The organism is uncultured Enterovirga sp. (assembly GCF_964242715.1).
GTDB lineage: Bacteria > Pseudomonadota > Alphaproteobacteria > Rhizobiales > Beijerinckiaceae > Enterovirga.
Window position 1 is genome coordinate 27,827 of the sequence record NZ_CAXTAZ010000009.1, and the last position, 14,708, is coordinate 42,534.

A 14,708-nucleotide genomic window follows, 5' to 3' on the forward strand; every position below is an offset into this window, starting at 1 on the left:
CATGAGCTTCGACTGGACCAAGGCTCGCGTCGAGCTGCTCCGCCGCATGTGGTGCGACGAAGGCTGCAGCGCGCGGCAAGTTGCCGAGGCGCTCGGCCCGGACGTGACCAGGAACGCGGTTCTCGGCCAAGTCCATCGCCGAGGGTTCCGGGCTGCCGGTGTGACCGCGCGGGCTCCGCGGCGAGAGCCGTCGACCGCTACCGCCATGCGCTCTGCCGCCATTGCGAAGCCAGGCGGCGAGCCGCCGCCGGCCGTGGTCGCTCTGCCTCCGCCGCCGCTCCCTCCGCCGCCCGTCCTCGTTCCGCGCGGCCCGAGGCCGACCATCTTCGATCTCGACAGACCCGAGATACAGACGATGTGCCGCTTCATCGCCGACGAGGTGAAGGGCCCGGCGGAGACGCGATACTGCGGCCAGCGGACGACCGCGCCCGGCAACCCCTACTGCCAAATGCATCAGGACAGGTGCTGGACCTCGAGCCACCCGAAGGCGCGCCGCGCGCCGCTTCTTTCCCAGCCGGGGCCGCATGAGCGCAGCTCTCGCCGACATCTTCGATCCGAGCCGCCGCGTGGTCACTGACCTCGTCGTGCTCGAATTGCCCGAGCCTCCGAGCGTGAACGCGCTGTTCGCCAACGTGTCGGTCGCGCGGCGCGAGCGTGCGCGCCGGTACGGTCGCAGCCTGCCGGGCCGTATGAAGTCCCAGGCCTACCTCACATGGATCAACGCCGCCGGCTGGCTGATCCAGGCCCAACGGCCAGGGCGCATCTCCGGCCGATACGAGATCACGATCTCGGCCGGCCCGACCCGGAAGGATCTCGCGAACCTGGAGAAGGCCCTCGGCGACCTCATGCAGACGCACGGGATCATCGAGAACGACAGGCTGGCCGATCGCGTCACCATCGAGCGCGATCCTGACCTGAAGCCTCGCACAGTCCGCGTCTTGATCCGGCCTGCGGAGCCGGCATGAGGTGCGCGGATCCGCATATCGTCGTCCAGGAATGGGCGGCCGGCCAGGACAGTGCCGCCATCGCGGAAGCTCACCGCTACCGTGAGGCAGACGTCGCCAACCTGATCGCGCGTCACGTCGACCGGAAGCACCTCGTCCGGGCCCAGCACGAGCGCCGGGTCGCCGCCCGGGCCGGCGAGCGCGCCCGCCTGGGTATCGAGGTCGACCATCGCTCAGGCGTGTCTTTGGCCCGCATTTCCGGAGGCGGGGCATGAGCCAGAACACCTCCTCGGCCGTCATGCAGCAGCGTCACGAGGCGCACGACTCGCTCGACTTCTTCCCGACGCCCCCATGGGCGACCCGGGCCCTGTGCGCCTGCCTCGCCGAAGCCGACCCGGCGCTGAAAGGAAAGCGGGCATGGGATCCGGCATGCGGGACCGGGGACATGGTACGGCCCCTCTCCGAGTTCTTCGAGCTCGCCTACGGCTCCGACGTGCATCCGTATGGTGCCGGTGCCGTCCGCGACTTCCTCCTTCACGGCGACGAGCCGGTCTTCGACTGGATCATCACGAATCCGCCCTTCCGGCTCGCGGAGGAATTTGCCGAGAAGATGATCGGCCTCGCGCGGTGCGGCGCGGCGATCCTGGTCCGCACGGCGTTCCTCGAAGGTGTTGGGCGGCACTCGAAGCTGTTCTCGCGCCGGCCACCCCAGACGATCCTGCAATTCGTCGAGCGCGTGCCCATGCACCGCGGCCGCCTCGTCGAGAACGGTTCGACGGCCACGGCCTATTGCTGGATTGTCTGGCTCTGCAGGCCGCACAAGCCCGTTCCGGCCGACCGGACGGCCTTTGCCTGGATCCCGCCCTGCCGCCGGATCCTGGAGCGGCCGGGCGACTACGCTCTGGTGGCGGCATGATGCGCGAGCTCGTCATCGACAGCTTCGCCGGCGGCGGCGGCGCCTCGACCGGGATCGGGCAGGCGCTCGGCCGCTCGCCGGACATCGCGATCAACCACGACCCGATCGCGCTGGCGATGCACCGGATGAACCATCCGGACACGCGCCACGCCGAAGAGGACGTCGTCTCGGTCGATTCGGTCGGGCTCTGCGCCGGGCGGCCAGTCGGGCTGTTCTGGCTCTCGCCCGATTGCAAGCACCATTCGAAGGCCAAGGGCGGGAAGCCGCGGGACCGGAACATCCGCGGGCTCGCCTGGACCGGCTTCTCCTTCGTGAAATCCCTGCCGGCGTGGCAGCGGCCGCGCGTGGTCATCCTGGAGAATGTCGAGGAATTCGCGCAATGGGGCCCGCTGCTCGCATGCGGCCGGCCCTGCCCGGACCGGCGCGGAGAGATCTTCCGCCAGTTCGGCGCGGCCTGGGAGGCGCTCGGCTACGTGGCCGAGCACCGCGAGCTGCGCGCCTGCGACTACGGTGCCCCCACTATCCGGAAGCGCCTGTTCTGGATCGCGCGGCGCGACGGCCACCCGATCATCTGGCCGACCCCGACCCACGGCAATCCGAAGGACCCGATCGGCGCGGCCGCGATTGCGGCGGGCAGACTGAAGCCTTGGCGGACCGCTGCCGAGATCATTGACTGGTCGCTGCCCTGCCCGTCGATCTTCGAGACCTCGGCCGAGATCAAGGCCCGCTTCGGAATTCGGGCCAACCGCCCGCTCGCCGACGCGACCATGGCCCGGATAGCCAAGGGCACGATGCGCTACGTCGTGACGGCGGCGAAGCCGTTCATCGTCCAGGTGAACCACGGCGGCGGCGACGCGGGCCGGATCCACGACCCGGACGAGCCGGCGCCGACGATGACCGCCGGCCGCGGCGAGGCGCTCGTCACGCCGTTCGCCAGCTATGCGCAGCAGGGCGGCCTGAATCGCGACATCACGGAGCCGCTGCACACGCTCACGGCCAGCCGGAAGGACCAGAACGCGGTCGTCACGCCCTTCGTCACGAAATTCAACTCGGGCTCGACCGGGCACTCCATGGACGAGCCGCTCGCGACCGTGACGGCGCATGCCTCCGAGACGCATTGCGGCGGCGCGGCTCCGCTCGGGATCGTGGCGCCGCACCTGATGACGATGCGGAATGCCGGCAAGCCGTTCAACGGGGCCGACGAGCCGACGCACACGATCACGGCGGGAGGCGCGAACCTGCACCTCGTCACACCCTTCCTTGTCCCGCGCTACGGCGAGCGCCCCGGCCAGGATCCCCGCACCCGCCCGGTCGACGAGCCGGCGCCCGTCATCGTGCCGACCGGGAACGAGGGCCACCTCGCGGCCGTCCACCTCTCGCGGCAGTTCGGAGCGTCGGTCGGGTCGGGGGCTGACGAGCCGGTAGGGACCATCACGGCTGGCGGCGCAGGCAAGGCCGCGGTCGTGACCGCCTTCCTGGCCCAGCATAACGAGGGGCCGCGTCCCGGCGCTCCTGGCCGCATGCCCGACGAGCCAGTTTCGACCGTTACCGCGACCGGGGGGCAGCAGAGCATCGTCGCGGCCCACATGCTCAACCTGCGCGGTTCCGATCGCCGAGGCGGCCCGGCCGACGCGCCGGCCCCGACCGCCTCGGCCCAGGGCAACCACGCCGCCACGGTCTACGCCTTCCTGGCCAAGTATTACGGCGAGGGCCTGCCGTCGCAGCCCGTCACCGAGCCGCTGCACACGATCACCGCGAAGCCGCGGCACGGGCTCGTCACGGTGACGATCGCGGGCGAGCCCTTCGTCATCGTCGACATCGGCATGCGGATGCTGACGCCCCGCGAGCGCTTCAACGCCCAGGGCTTCTGCCCCGACTACATCATTGACCGCGGGCTGTTGGCGGACGGCAGCACCGTCCCGCTCACCCTCGAGCAGCAGGGCCGCATGTGCGGGAACTCGGTCTCGCCCGTGATGTCGCAGGCCCTCGTCGCCGCGAACTACGTGCCGGACCAGAACCGCCGCGACCCGCGGCGCCGGCCCGAAGCGATGCCCTTCTTCCTGGAGGCCGCAGAATGACCGCAGACCTGTCCGCAACACTCGAACAGCGCCGCTCCGTCCACGGCGACTTCACGGACCACGCTGCCGTCACGCAAGCGCTGAAGGACATCGCTCGCGCCGCGCCGTCCTGGGCCCGCATGTCACCGGTCGCGCGCGAAGCCATCGACATGATCTTGCATAAGGTCGGGCGGGCCTGCGCGGGTAACCCAGACCACGCGGATCACTGGCACGACATCGGCGGTTACGCCCGTCTCGTCGAGGAACGGCTGCCGTGACCTCCTCCGCGCGTCGCATTGACTGGGACATGTGCAAGCCGGCCCCGGAGGCCGCGCCCAAGCACGTCCACGACGCCAGACGCTGCGAGGCGCCCGGCTGCTCGGACTGGAGCACATTCATCTTCACGACGCCGGGCTGGGCTGGTCTCCGCGAGCGCGGGCGGGCTTTCTGCGGCGAGCACCGGCACCTCGGCGAGGTGCGCCCATGAGCATCCAGCCTTCTCCTCAGGCGTTCGCGCGGGTTTGGTGCTCCAGCATTCCGATCGCCGCCCTTGCCGAGCGCTACGGCGTCTCCGTGCCGGCTGTATCGCAGCGGGCCAAGCGGCAAGGCCTCTCGTCTCGCCAGACGCGGCCACGCTGGTCTCGCGAGCGGGACGAAGCGCTCGCCCGACTTCGCGAGGCCGGCCTCACCGCCAGCGAGATCGCGCCCCGCCTCGGCCCGGACGTGACCCGTGGCGCCGTGCTCGGCCGCGCCTGGCGTTTGGGGCTGGCAACCCGGGTGGATGAGGCGAGTCGACAGCTGTCACTCCAGAGAGTCGCGGCATGAGCGATGTGCGCCGCCTTCCCTACATGCCGCTCCAGATTGAACGCCTCCGCAAGTCGAAGGCATGGCTGCGCTGCAAGCGCGAGCCGCACCTCGCCTTCTACCTCATGAACCTTTGGATGCGGGCTTGGCACGAGCTGCCGGCCGGCTCGATCGAGTCCGACGAGGACGTGCTGGCGGACGCAGCGATGTGCGACCCTGACGGCTGGGCGGCCGTTCGCGACGACGTCATGCGAGGATGGGACCTGCGGGACGGGCGCTATTATCACAGCACGGTCACCGAGCTTGCCGCTGAGGCTGCCACGAAGCTTCGCGGCAACAGCAACAGAACTGTGGCGGCCCGTGAAGCCCTCGAAGCGAAGCGGTCACAGTCCAGCGAGGCGACTGTCACAGTGTCTGTAACAGAGACTGTGACAGGGGACGAAGGGAAGGAAAGGGAAGGGAAGAGTTCCGAACCTGGCGGTTCGGGCGGCGAGCCGCCGCCGGCCCACGATGCGGAGCACGATTCCTGGCCCTCCGACCCGGTCGAGCGCCTCTGGACCGAAGGCGTCCACCTGATGCGCTGCATGGGCGTCGCAGATCGGGAGGCCAGATCGAACATCGGCCGGTGGACGAGCGATACGGGTGGCAGCAGGCCGGACGACATCCTGGCAGCGATCCGCCGGGCCCGGGATGCGGGCACTCGCGACCCAATCCCGCTCGTCGGCCGCACGCTCAACCCTCTCAACGGACATCGCCATGGGAACCGAGATCGCCAACCTTCGCGAGCCGACCTCCGCACTGCCGCCCTGGCTGATGCGTTCGGTGTCGGCGATGACGAAGGATTACCCACCGAAGATCCCGTCGACCGCCGCTCTCACCATGGCGCAGCGAACGGAGGTCTCGTCCACCTTGGCCGGCCTCTCCGACTTGCTGGCTCCGGGTAGCCGGCGCGACATCGGCGCGGCCATCGCGACGTTGCTCGCGAACTACCCGGCCGACAACGCAAGCCCGGCTGTCGAGAGGGCTCGGGCCCAGTCATGGGCCGAGGCACTCGAAGGCCTGCCGGCTTGGGCCGTCGACAAAGCACGCCGGAAATGGATGCGGGGCGAGGTGGCGGGCGTGAATCCGGACTTCGCGCCGAAGCCGCCCCGCTTCCGGCAGATCGTGGTTGACGTCCTCTCCCCCGTCTACGAGCGCCGCAACCGGCTCGCGATGCTCCTCAAGGCCGAGGTCGAGCGCGAGATCCCCGAGGACGAACGGGAGCGCGTGTCAGAGCGCCTCGCCGCGTTCAGGGTGGAGCTGTCGAAGACGGCGGCGGTCGCGAGCCTTGGACCGGCGCCGGCCGACCGACCCGTCCACCCCCATCACGACCACCACGACACCAAGGCGGCATGACCATGCGGACGTCAAAGGCAGGTCGAGGCGAGACCGGCGGCTTCGTCGAGCGCGTCGAGAAAGCGACCCAGCAGCGGTTCGCAGACCGGCCCGTGTTCAACATCGGGGACCACGTGCCAGTCGAGATGGTCGAGAGCCTGCCCTTCGTCGAAGGGATCTGGCGCATCGGCGACAGCACGATTGTCGAGACCGTCGGAAAGACGTCCGAGCCTGAGATGAAGCTGATCGACGACGCCTATGAGATCAGCGCTCCCGGCAAGCACTGGTGCATCATCGTCGCGGCGCCAGTGACGGCAAGTGCTGACCGTGTCAGGCGCTACTTCGGCCTGCGGGGCGTGCAGACCTATTGGCCGCGCTCGGTGAAGCTCACCTATCGGGGCCGTGGGCAGAAGCGGAAGCGGGTCGCCTTCGTCCGGCCTCTCATGTTCCGGTATGTCTTCGCCCACCTGCCGGCTGGCCTGGATCCCCGGCACATCGTGCAAGACCTCGAGGCCAAGGCCCACGACATTTCAGGCTGCGTCGAGGTTGCCGGCAGCGCGGTAGCGGTGCCCGACGTCCTGATCGAGCGGATCGTTGCCCGAGAAAGGGCAGGAGAGTTCAACGCCACGTTTAAGCGAGGCGAGAGGACTTTCGCGAAGATGCCCGATTGGGCCGTGGATGGGGGCCTGGCGCGCATCAAGTCTGGGTCACTGGCCGGTCATCTTGCGGAGATCGAGGGCGTCGACGACGAGAAGGGAACTCTCACGGTCGTTGTGGAAATGTTTGGGCGTGCGACGCGGACAGAGCTTGCGGTAGACGAACTCTGTGCTTTATAACCGCGAGGTGATTTGCCGGTGTGCGGTGGGGCGCTACGGCTTCTGGACCCGAGCGCGGTAGGCGCCATCAGGGTCTCGCCCCAGGCGAGCTACGCTCTAAGTCCAGTCTTCCTACCGTCCCGATCGGAATTTTGACACTATCAGTGAGTGTCGAGCGAGCGGCGTCAGGACTTACCTATGAGCCCAGTGACCCAGCTCCACATTTCGTGCGTCTGATAGCCGGCCGCGAAGAGAATGCAGAGAACCAGCGCCACTCCGTAGCCGATCGTCTTCAGTGCGAACTGAATTGGCTGCGCGTTGATATCGTAGTCGTCGTACTCGCCGGTCATCACGCCGGTCTTGAGGCCTTTAATCAATAGCCCAGCACAGATGACGCCGACGGCAGCCATCATCAACCGCTCTCCTGGCGACATGATCGCACCTCGTGCTCAGGTCACGCCTGCCCTATGCGATTGTGATCTTCGCACGCATGCATGAACCGACCGTTGCGATGAAGAGCTAGGTTCCCGCCCCAGATCATCGGAGCGGGGCGTTGTCGTATCGGATAGAACGAAAGAACCCGGCACTCCGGTTTGTGAGGACGGGTGGGAGCGCCGGGTCTTCAACGGTGTGGTCTTCCGTCAGAACCGAGATTGAGCGGAGCGGGTTAAGCGCCCGTTACGGGACGTCGATGATTGACCTGCACATTGCGCGCCATGGTAGGGAGCCGGTCCACTGGAAGCTACCGAGCGCGGCAGTTCGTGAAGGTACACTCCGAGCACGACAAGCGCCGGACCGAAACTCAGCCTTGGCGACGCTGGTACTGGACAGCGCGATGGCGCCGTCGGTCTGCGCTGCAGTTGAACGCACAACCACTCTGCGAACGCTGTCTCGCGGGCGGTCTCGCAATACGCTCACCATCGAGTGCCACACCGCGGCGACGAGGGTCTGTTCTGGCAAGGCGATCTCGAGAGCTTGTGCAAGCCGTGCCACGACGGCGGGGCCCAGCGTGAGGAGCATGGACGCGGACCTCAGGCGCTGCACGATGACGGATGGCCGACCGCTCTCGGATAAGGGGGGGTCAAAAGTTTAGGACCCGCAGTCTCTGCACCGGTCCCATCCCTCAACGCGCGTCGCCGCAAGTTTTGAGAAACTGTCATGGGCGCACGAGGACCACGAAAGAAGCTGCCCGAGCTTAATCGGCTCGACGGCTCTCCCGGCAAGCGCGGCGGCTCAGACCTCCCTGATTTCGGCATTGAGGCGGTTGGGGACGTGTTCATCCCGGATCATCTGCACGAAGACGCTCAGGGGTGCATCGAGGTCATCCGCGGATCAATGCCGCCGAAGCTGTACGCCAAGGTCGACAGCTTCATCCTGTCCGCGTTTGCCACTGCCTGGGCAGTCCACAAGCAGGCGACGCATGAAATCTCCGCGCCTGGTTTCGATTGGATCGTGACAAGCGAACGCGGGAACCAGCAGCCGAACCCATGGCTTCGCATTCTCGACAAGCAGGCGACGTTGCTGGCCTCCCTCGGAGACCGGCTCGGGCTCAATCCGAGGGCGCGCGCAGATCTGAAGCTTCCGGCCGAAAAGCCGGCCAGCAAATTCGACGGCCTGATCGGGCTGCCCGGGTCGTCAGGTTTATCGAAGCACTGACCGTCCCTTCAGGGGAGGGGCAAGGCGGCCCGTTCCTGCTGCGGCCCTTTCAGAAGCGCTTCATCCGGGACATCTACGAACCGCATAGCCGGATCACAGGCCGTCGCTTGGTACGGCGGGCCATCCTCTCGATCGCACGCAAGAACGGCAAGACGGCCCTGATCGCAGCTTTGGTGCTCGCGCACCTGATCGGGCCAGAGGCTGTCCAGAACGGCGAGATCTACAGCGCTGCGAACGACCGGGAGCAAGCCGCTCAGGTGTTCAAGGTGGCGGCGCAGATCTGCCGGGCGGACCCGGTCGATCTGATGCCGCTCGTGAAGATCACGGATTCGACGAAGACGATCGCCTGCTACAGCAACGGGAGCTTCTACCGGGCGATCTCGGCAGAGGCCGGCACGAAGCACGGCCTCAACCCGACCTTCGTCATATTCGACGAGCTCGCCCAGGCGAAAAGTCGGGAGCTGTACGACGTCCTGGACACCTCGATGGGCGCCCGGTCGGAGCCGCTGTTCGCGACCATCTCGACACAATCGAATGATCCGGAGCACATCCTCTCGCGCCTCATCGACGATGGGCTGAACGCGAACGACCCTACGATCGTCTGCCACCTCTATGCGGCCGACGAGGATTGCGAACTCGGCGACGAGGTGCAGTGGCGGAAAGCCAACCCAGCGCTCGGAGATTTCAGGTCTCTCGATGATCTCAGAGCCTTGGTCGGCAAGGCCATTCGCATGCCGGCCGAAGAGCCGGTCGTTCGCAACCTCTACCTGAATCAGCGCGTCGCCCCGACGGCTTCTCTGATCAGCCGGGCCGAATGGACCGCCTGCCGCGGCCAGGCTGAATTCGTGGAGGGCGAGGAAGTCTATCTCGGTCTCGATTTGTCGAAGGTGGTCGACCTGACCGCCCTCGTCATGGTGAGCGCGGCAGACCCGTCGCGGGTCCGCGCTTTCGCGTGGAAGCCGGAGCATTATCTCGTCGAGCACTCGAACAGGGACTTCGGATCCGGCAACCATCGCTATGTCGAGTGGGAGACGGCCGGCTACCTGACGAAGTCACCGGGCCGGACTGTCGACAAGGAGCTTGTTGCGCGTCGGATCGCCGAGTTGCACGGCAGCTACACCGTTCTCGGGCTCGCCTACGACCGGTGGAAGATCGACGAACTGCTGAAGGACTTCGATCGGATCGGCTTCGCCTCGCACAAGGATGGCGAGAAGGGCGACGGCCTGAGACTGGTCCCTTGGGGGCAGGGGTTCCGAGACATGAGCCCGGCTATCGATGCGTTCGAGCAGGCGGTCATCGACCGCAAGCTGGTCCATCCTGGCAACCCGCTCCTGACCTGGAACATCGCGAACGCGGTGGCGACGTCGGATCCGGCAGGCAACCGCAAGATCGACAAGGACAAGGCCCGGTTTCGGATCGATCTCGCCGTCACGCTGACGATGGCGATTGGCCTGAAGGCGCGGGATCGGAAGACCGACGAGGGACCGTCCGTTTATCAGGAGCGCGGCCTTCTTTTCATGTGAGGGCGGATGGGCATCCTCGATCTCCTATTCCGCCGATCGCCCGAGGCCTCTTCCTCGTCGAGGATCCACGCTAACGCGGGAGCCTTTCTGTCGTTCGATGATCCGAGGCTCGTCGAGTACCTCCGGTCGGGCACGGCGACCACGTCGGGCGTTTCGGTCTCGGTCGAGAGCGCGATGCGCAACCCGGCAGTGTTCCGCTCGCTGAGCTTGATCTCTCAAACAATCGGCATGCTGCCGCTACACCTCCTTGAGAAGAACACGAAGGAGAAGGCGCGAGATCACCCTCTCTTTCGCGTGCTGCACCGCAAGCCGAACGACTATCAGAGCGCATACGACTTTCGCGTTCTGATGCAGCTCCGCGCGCTCGTGAAGGGGAACGCGTACGCCTTGATCGTTCGTGGGGCGCGGAGGGAGGTGCTGAGCCTAGTTCCGCTTAACCCGGACAGGGTGACGCCAATCCAAGGATCGGACTGGCGCGTGTCCTACCGCTATGAGCCGGGCGGCGGCGGTCACCAGACTTTTGCCCCCGAGGAGATCCTTCACATCCGCAACATGCCCGACATGGGCTCGAACGGGGTACTTGGGGTTTCGCTTGTGCGGCAGGCCGCCGACGCAATAGGATTGGCGCTCGCCCAGGATCTCGCCGTCTCTCGGTTGTTCAAGAACGGGAGCTTTGTACCGCTTGCGCTCAGCACGAAGGACAAGCTGTCCGACATAGCCATTAAGCGGCTGAAGGACAGCTGGGCCAGCGGCTACGCCGGGGCAGATAACGCCGGCAAGATGCCCATTCTCGAAGAGGGGCTGTCGCCCGTCGCGATCGCCTCGACTGCGAAGGATGCCCAGACGATCGAGCTACGGAAGCATCAGATCGAGGAGATCGCCCGGGTTCTGGGGGTTCCTCGCCCGCTGCTCATGATGGACGATACGAGCTGGGGCTCCGGCATTGGTGTCTTGGGCCAGTTCTTCGTCCGTTACGGCCTCAATCCGTGGTTCGACGCGTGGCAGCAGGCGATCGAGCGGTCGCTGCTCACCGATGCGGAGGCGGATCGGTTCGAGGTGAAGTTCAACGCCGGGGTCCTTCTTCGTGGCTCGATGGCTGAGCAAGGCGACTTCCTTGCAAAAGCTCTGGGCGCTGGGGGGCATCAGCCCTGGATGCACGCCGACGAGGCTCGCGACTTCATGGACCTCCCCGTTCGGGACATCCCGCCGAATACGATGCTCGGCCACAACGGCGGTCCGCCGCTGAAAGACGGAGCCTGACATGGCTGACGAGAAGACGAGGTCCGAACGCTCCACCGGCGACGCGAAGCCCGACCGGGGCCAACTCGCGGGCCGGGCCAAGCTCCTGCCTGGATCGGCGGAGTTCCCCCGGCCCGAGCTGCTGAAGCGTCCTCGTGGCGTCCTCAGCCGCATCAAGGCCCGCGACGAGCGCCCGGCCGCGCTGCCGATGCCGTCGAAGCGCAACATCACGGCGTTCACGCCGGCCGAGGTCTTCGAGAAGTGGTCGGCGGAGGCCGCCGGCGTCCGTTCGGTGGCCCGCGACGACAACGTGATCACGATGTTCGCGCCAATCGGCGAAGACTTCTGGTCCGGCGAGGGCGTCACCGCCAAGCGGGTCACCGCCCAGCTCCGCGCCATCGGCGATCGCCCGGTCGAGGTCCACATCAACAGCCCCGGTGGGGACATGTTCGAGGGCATCGCGATCTACAACGTGCTCCGCGAGCACCCGAGCCCGGTGACGATCAAGGTCATGGGCATCGCGGCGTCCGCCGCCTCCGTGATCGCCATGGCCGGGAACACGGTCGAGGTCGGTGCCGCCTCGTTCCTGATGATCCACAACTGCTCGGTCCTCGCGGCCGGCAACCGGCACGACTTCCTGGAGGTCGCGTCCTTCTTGGAGCCCTTCGACCAGGCTATGGCCGAGGTCTATGCCGCGCGCTCCGGCCAGGACGTGAAGGCCTGCACGAAGTGGATGGACGACGAGACCTACATGTCGGGCTCGCTCGCGGTGCAACGCGGGTTCGCGGACGCGCTCCTGCCGGCTGACCAGGTCATCACCGATCCGGGTGCGAAAGCCTCGGATCAGGCCACGAACAAGCTGCGCGCGATGGAGCTGATCCTCGTGTCGCACGGCAAGACGCGGACGGAAGCCCGCGCTGCCATCTCCGAGATCAAGGGCACGCCAGGCGCTGTCCCTGAAGCCACGCCGGGCGCTGGCGCCGAAGACTGGTCCGGGCTCACCCGGGCTCTCGCCACCCTCAGAACCTAAGGGGTTCATTCCATGACTCGTTTTCTCATGGTCGCCGCGCTCGTCGCGGTGGCTTTTCTCAGCGTGTCCGATGCCTACGCTTCGGCCGCGCTCATCACCGGCGCTGCGGCGCTGCCCTCGATCGTGCCGTTCGCGACGATCGGTGCCGCCATGGCGTCCCGCTCGTTCCCGCGGGCCATCGTGAGCGCAATCAAGGCCGACGTCTCCGATCCCAAGGTCATGCTCGGCGAACTCGTCAAGGCGTTCGAGGAGTTCAAGACCGCCAACGACGACAAGCTGAAGGCCAAGGCCGACGTGGTCGTCGCCGAGAAGGTCGACCGCATCAACACCGCGGTCGGCGACCTGCAGGCCACGATCAACGAGCTCGCGCTCAAGGTTGCCGCCGCGCGCGTCCAGCCGGGTGCCGAACTCGGTGATCTCCCGCCGACCAGCCCCGAGTACGTGGCCGCGTTCAAGGCCCATATGCGGAAGGGCACGGACATCGACGCCTCGCTCGTCCAGGCAGCGATGACCAAGGGTTCCGACGCGGACGGCGGCTACTTCACCCCGATCGAGTGGGACCGCACGATCACGAACAAGCTCAAGCGGATCTCCCAGATCCGTGCGAACTCGCGCGTGATCGCGATCACCGTGAACGGCTTCAAGAAGCTGTTCTCGGATCGGGCGGTCGGTTCCGGTTGGGTCGGTGAGACCGCGTCGCGGCCCGCCACCACGACGCCCCAGATCGGGACGCTGGATTTCACCCCGGGAGAACTCTACGCGAACCCGGCGATCTCGCAGCAGCTCCTCGACGATGCGGCCATCAACCTCGAGACTTGGCTAGCCGACGAGGTCCAGACCGAGTTCGCTCGGCAGGAGGGCATCGCCTTCCTCTCCGGTGACGGCACCAACAAGCCGTATGGCATCCTGACCTATGTCACGGGCGCCGCGAACGCTGCGCGGCATCCGTGGGGGGCGATCGCGGCCGGGGTGTCCGGCCATGCCACCCTGCTCACGTCGGATGGGATCCTCGACCTCATGTACAGCCTCCCGTCCGAGTTCGCCGGGGCAGCCAAGCTGTACATGAACCGGCTGACGACCGGCGCTGCCCGGAAGCTCAAGGACGGCCAGGGCAACTACCTCTGGCAGCCCTCGTACATCCTGGGCGAGCCTCAGACGATAGCTGGCGCGCCGATCGTCGAGGTGCCGGACATGCCGACCGTGGCCGCCAATGCCATCGTCGCCCTCTACGGCGACATGGAAGCGACCTACCTCGTCATCGACCGGATCGGGATCAGCGTCCTGCGCGACCCCTTCACCAACAAGCCGTACATCCACTTCTACACGGTGAAGCGGGTCGGCGGCGGGGTGTTCAACCCCGAGCCCATGCGGGCCCTGAAGGTCGCGGCGGCCTAAGCGACGCGCGCTCAGCGGCGGGCCGATCGAGCCCGCCGCACCACCCTTTCCCGCAACGACCCTGACCAGGAGGCCACCATGGCCGCGAAGAAGACCAAGGCGGACGATCGTACTGCCGCCCAGAAGAGCATGGACCAGCACCGCGAGGAGATGGCGAAGCCCGCGGAGGTCCCGGCCGCGACCGAGTTCTCCACCTCCGGCGCTCCCGTGCAGATCGTGTCGGACGTCGATCCGGAGCACCCGGCCGTCGACAACGACCCGCGCGCGAACACGACGGTTGCGCAGAACCGGATCGACTTCAACGACCCAGGCCTCGAGCCGGCGAAGGCCGTCGAGGAGAACCTGCGTAAGCAGGCTGCCGAGTAAGCCGCCTTGTCCGTCGTCGTCATCGAGCCTCCGGAGCCGATCGTCTCGCTTACCCAGGCGAAACGACAGCTTCGGGTCGAGCTGGAGGACTCGACTGACGACGAGATGATCGAGGGCCTCATAGCCGCTGCGACCGCAACGATCGACGGGCCGAGCGGCTGGCTTGGGCGCGCTCTTGGGCGACAGACCTTGGAGCTGCGCGGCCCGTGCTTCTTGCCCGGCGTCGAGTTGCCGTACCAGCCTGTGATCTCGGTCGAGTCCGTGATCCATGTCGACGCGGCCGGGACCGAGCAGACGATCGCGCCAGAGGGCTACTTCCTCGAGGCGGGACGGTTCGTGCGCCCGGTCTCCGGCTGGATCGGCTCCTTGGCTTGGCGTTCCGATGAGGTGCGGATCCGCTACGTCGCGGGCTGGCCGATGTCGGACGGCAACAGTCCGGTTTGGACCGGCCCGGCGCCCATCCGGCAGGCCGTCCTGATGATGGTGACCCGGCTATACGCGAACCGGGGCGAGGACCGGCCCACGAACGCAGTCGAAGATCCCGCCATCAACGCGCTCCTCTCGCCGTGGCGGGTGTGGAGCCTCTGAG

General features: G+C 67.0%; 18 protein-coding genes. 17 read left to right on the forward strand and 1 reads right to left on the reverse strand.

Features of this window, described 5'->3' with window-relative positions; translation table 11 throughout:
* The first annotated feature begins 1 nt into the window (after nucleotide 1).
* From ACFE87_RS06775 to ACFE87_RS06820, 10 genes are all read left to right on the forward strand, one after another.
* Entirely contained in the window at nucleotides 2–577 is a 576-nt protein-coding gene (locus ACFE87_RS06775) for a GcrA family cell cycle regulator (protein WP_375458867.1), read from the forward strand.
* Nucleotides 525–965 carry a RusA family crossover junction endodeoxyribonuclease gene (locus ACFE87_RS06780; protein WP_375458868.1) on the forward strand — a complete coding sequence of 147 codons (441 nt, stop codon included), beginning with the start codon at nucleotides 525–527 and terminating at the stop codon, nucleotides 963–965. Before ACFE87_RS06775 ends, ACFE87_RS06780 begins: the two co-directional genes overlap by 53 nt.
* Entirely contained in the window at nucleotides 962–1,219 is a 258-nt protein-coding gene (locus ACFE87_RS06785) for a hypothetical protein (protein WP_375458869.1), read from the forward strand. The genes ACFE87_RS06780 and ACFE87_RS06785 overlap by 4 nt, the downstream gene beginning before the upstream one ends.
* On the forward strand, nucleotides 1,216–1,860 hold the full coding sequence (locus ACFE87_RS06790) for a methyltransferase (RefSeq protein ID WP_375458870.1): 645 nt from the start codon (nucleotides 1,216–1,218) through the stop codon (nucleotides 1,858–1,860). Before ACFE87_RS06785 ends, ACFE87_RS06790 begins: the two co-directional genes overlap by 4 nt.
* Nucleotides 1,860–3,938: a DNA cytosine methyltransferase gene (locus ACFE87_RS06795; protein ID WP_375458959.1), complete on the forward strand. Its 2,079-nt coding sequence runs from the start codon at nucleotides 1,860–1,862 to the stop codon at nucleotides 3,936–3,938. Before ACFE87_RS06790 ends, ACFE87_RS06795 begins: the two co-directional genes overlap by 1 nt.
* Nucleotides 3,935–4,195 carry a hypothetical protein gene (locus ACFE87_RS06800; protein WP_375458871.1) on the forward strand — a complete coding sequence of 87 codons (261 nt, stop codon included), beginning with the start codon at nucleotides 3,935–3,937 and terminating at the stop codon, nucleotides 4,193–4,195. Before ACFE87_RS06795 ends, ACFE87_RS06800 begins: the two co-directional genes overlap by 4 nt.
* A 205-nt stretch (nucleotides 4,196–4,400) precedes the next feature.
* Nucleotides 4,401–4,742 carry a GcrA family cell cycle regulator gene (locus ACFE87_RS06805; protein WP_375458872.1) on the forward strand — a complete coding sequence of 114 codons (342 nt, stop codon included), beginning with the start codon at nucleotides 4,401–4,403 and terminating at the stop codon, nucleotides 4,740–4,742.
* Complete coding sequence (locus ACFE87_RS06810) at nucleotides 4,739–5,665, forward strand: DUF1376 domain-containing protein (RefSeq protein WP_375458873.1); 927 nt, start codon at nucleotides 4,739–4,741, stop codon at nucleotides 5,663–5,665. The genes ACFE87_RS06805 and ACFE87_RS06810 overlap by 4 nt, the downstream gene beginning before the upstream one ends.
* On the forward strand, nucleotides 5,631–6,116 hold the full coding sequence (locus ACFE87_RS06815) for a hypothetical protein (RefSeq protein ID WP_375458874.1): 486 nt from the start codon (nucleotides 5,631–5,633) through the stop codon (nucleotides 6,114–6,116). Before ACFE87_RS06810 ends, ACFE87_RS06815 begins: the two co-directional genes overlap by 35 nt.
* Nucleotides 6,117–6,208: 92 nt before the next feature.
* Nucleotides 6,209–6,931 carry a transcription termination/antitermination protein NusG gene (locus tag ACFE87_RS06820; RefSeq protein ID WP_375458875.1) on the forward strand — a complete coding sequence of 241 codons (723 nt, stop codon included), beginning with the start codon at nucleotides 6,209–6,211 and terminating at the stop codon, nucleotides 6,929–6,931.
* Nucleotides 6,932–7,095: 164 nt separating this feature from the next.
* Here ACFE87_RS06820 and ACFE87_RS06825 read toward each other — a convergent pair whose 3' ends face one another.
* Entirely contained in the window at nucleotides 7,096–7,323 is a 228-nt protein-coding gene (locus ACFE87_RS06825; RefSeq protein ID WP_375458876.1) for a hypothetical protein, read from the reverse strand.
* Between the two features lie 745 nt (nucleotides 7,324–8,068).
* Here ACFE87_RS06825 and ACFE87_RS06830 point away from each other — a divergent pair.
* From ACFE87_RS06830 to ACFE87_RS06860, 7 genes are all read left to right on the forward strand, one after another.
* Complete coding sequence (locus ACFE87_RS06830) at nucleotides 8,069–8,566, forward strand: P27 family phage terminase small subunit (protein ID WP_375458877.1); 498 nt, start codon at nucleotides 8,069–8,071, stop codon at nucleotides 8,564–8,566.
* Between the two features lie 38 nt (nucleotides 8,567–8,604).
* A complete protein-coding gene (locus ACFE87_RS06835; RefSeq protein ID WP_375458960.1) occupies nucleotides 8,605–10,089 on the forward strand; it encodes a terminase large subunit in 1,485 nt (494 codons plus the stop codon).
* A 6-nt stretch (nucleotides 10,090–10,095) separates the two neighbouring features.
* On the forward strand, nucleotides 10,096–11,349 hold the full coding sequence (locus ACFE87_RS06840) for a phage portal protein (protein ID WP_375458878.1): 1,254 nt from the start codon (nucleotides 10,096–10,098) through the stop codon (nucleotides 11,347–11,349).
* A 1-nt stretch (nucleotide 11,350) separates the two neighbouring features.
* Complete coding sequence (locus ACFE87_RS06845) at nucleotides 11,351–12,358, forward strand: head maturation protease, ClpP-related (RefSeq protein WP_375458879.1); 1,008 nt, start codon at nucleotides 11,351–11,353, stop codon at nucleotides 12,356–12,358.
* A gap of 12 nt (nucleotides 12,359–12,370) precedes the next feature.
* Nucleotides 12,371–13,753: a phage major capsid protein gene (locus tag ACFE87_RS06850; RefSeq protein ID WP_375458880.1), complete on the forward strand. Its 1,383-nt coding sequence runs from the start codon at nucleotides 12,371–12,373 to the stop codon at nucleotides 13,751–13,753.
* 78 nt (nucleotides 13,754–13,831) lie between these two features.
* A complete protein-coding gene (locus tag ACFE87_RS06855) occupies nucleotides 13,832–14,119 on the forward strand; it encodes a hypothetical protein (RefSeq protein WP_375458881.1) in 288 nt (95 codons plus the stop codon).
* Between the two features lie 6 nt (nucleotides 14,120–14,125).
* On the forward strand, nucleotides 14,126–14,707 hold the full coding sequence (locus ACFE87_RS06860) for a head-tail connector protein (protein WP_375458882.1): 582 nt from the start codon (nucleotides 14,126–14,128) through the stop codon (nucleotides 14,705–14,707).
* Nucleotide 14,708 lies beyond the last annotated feature (1 nt).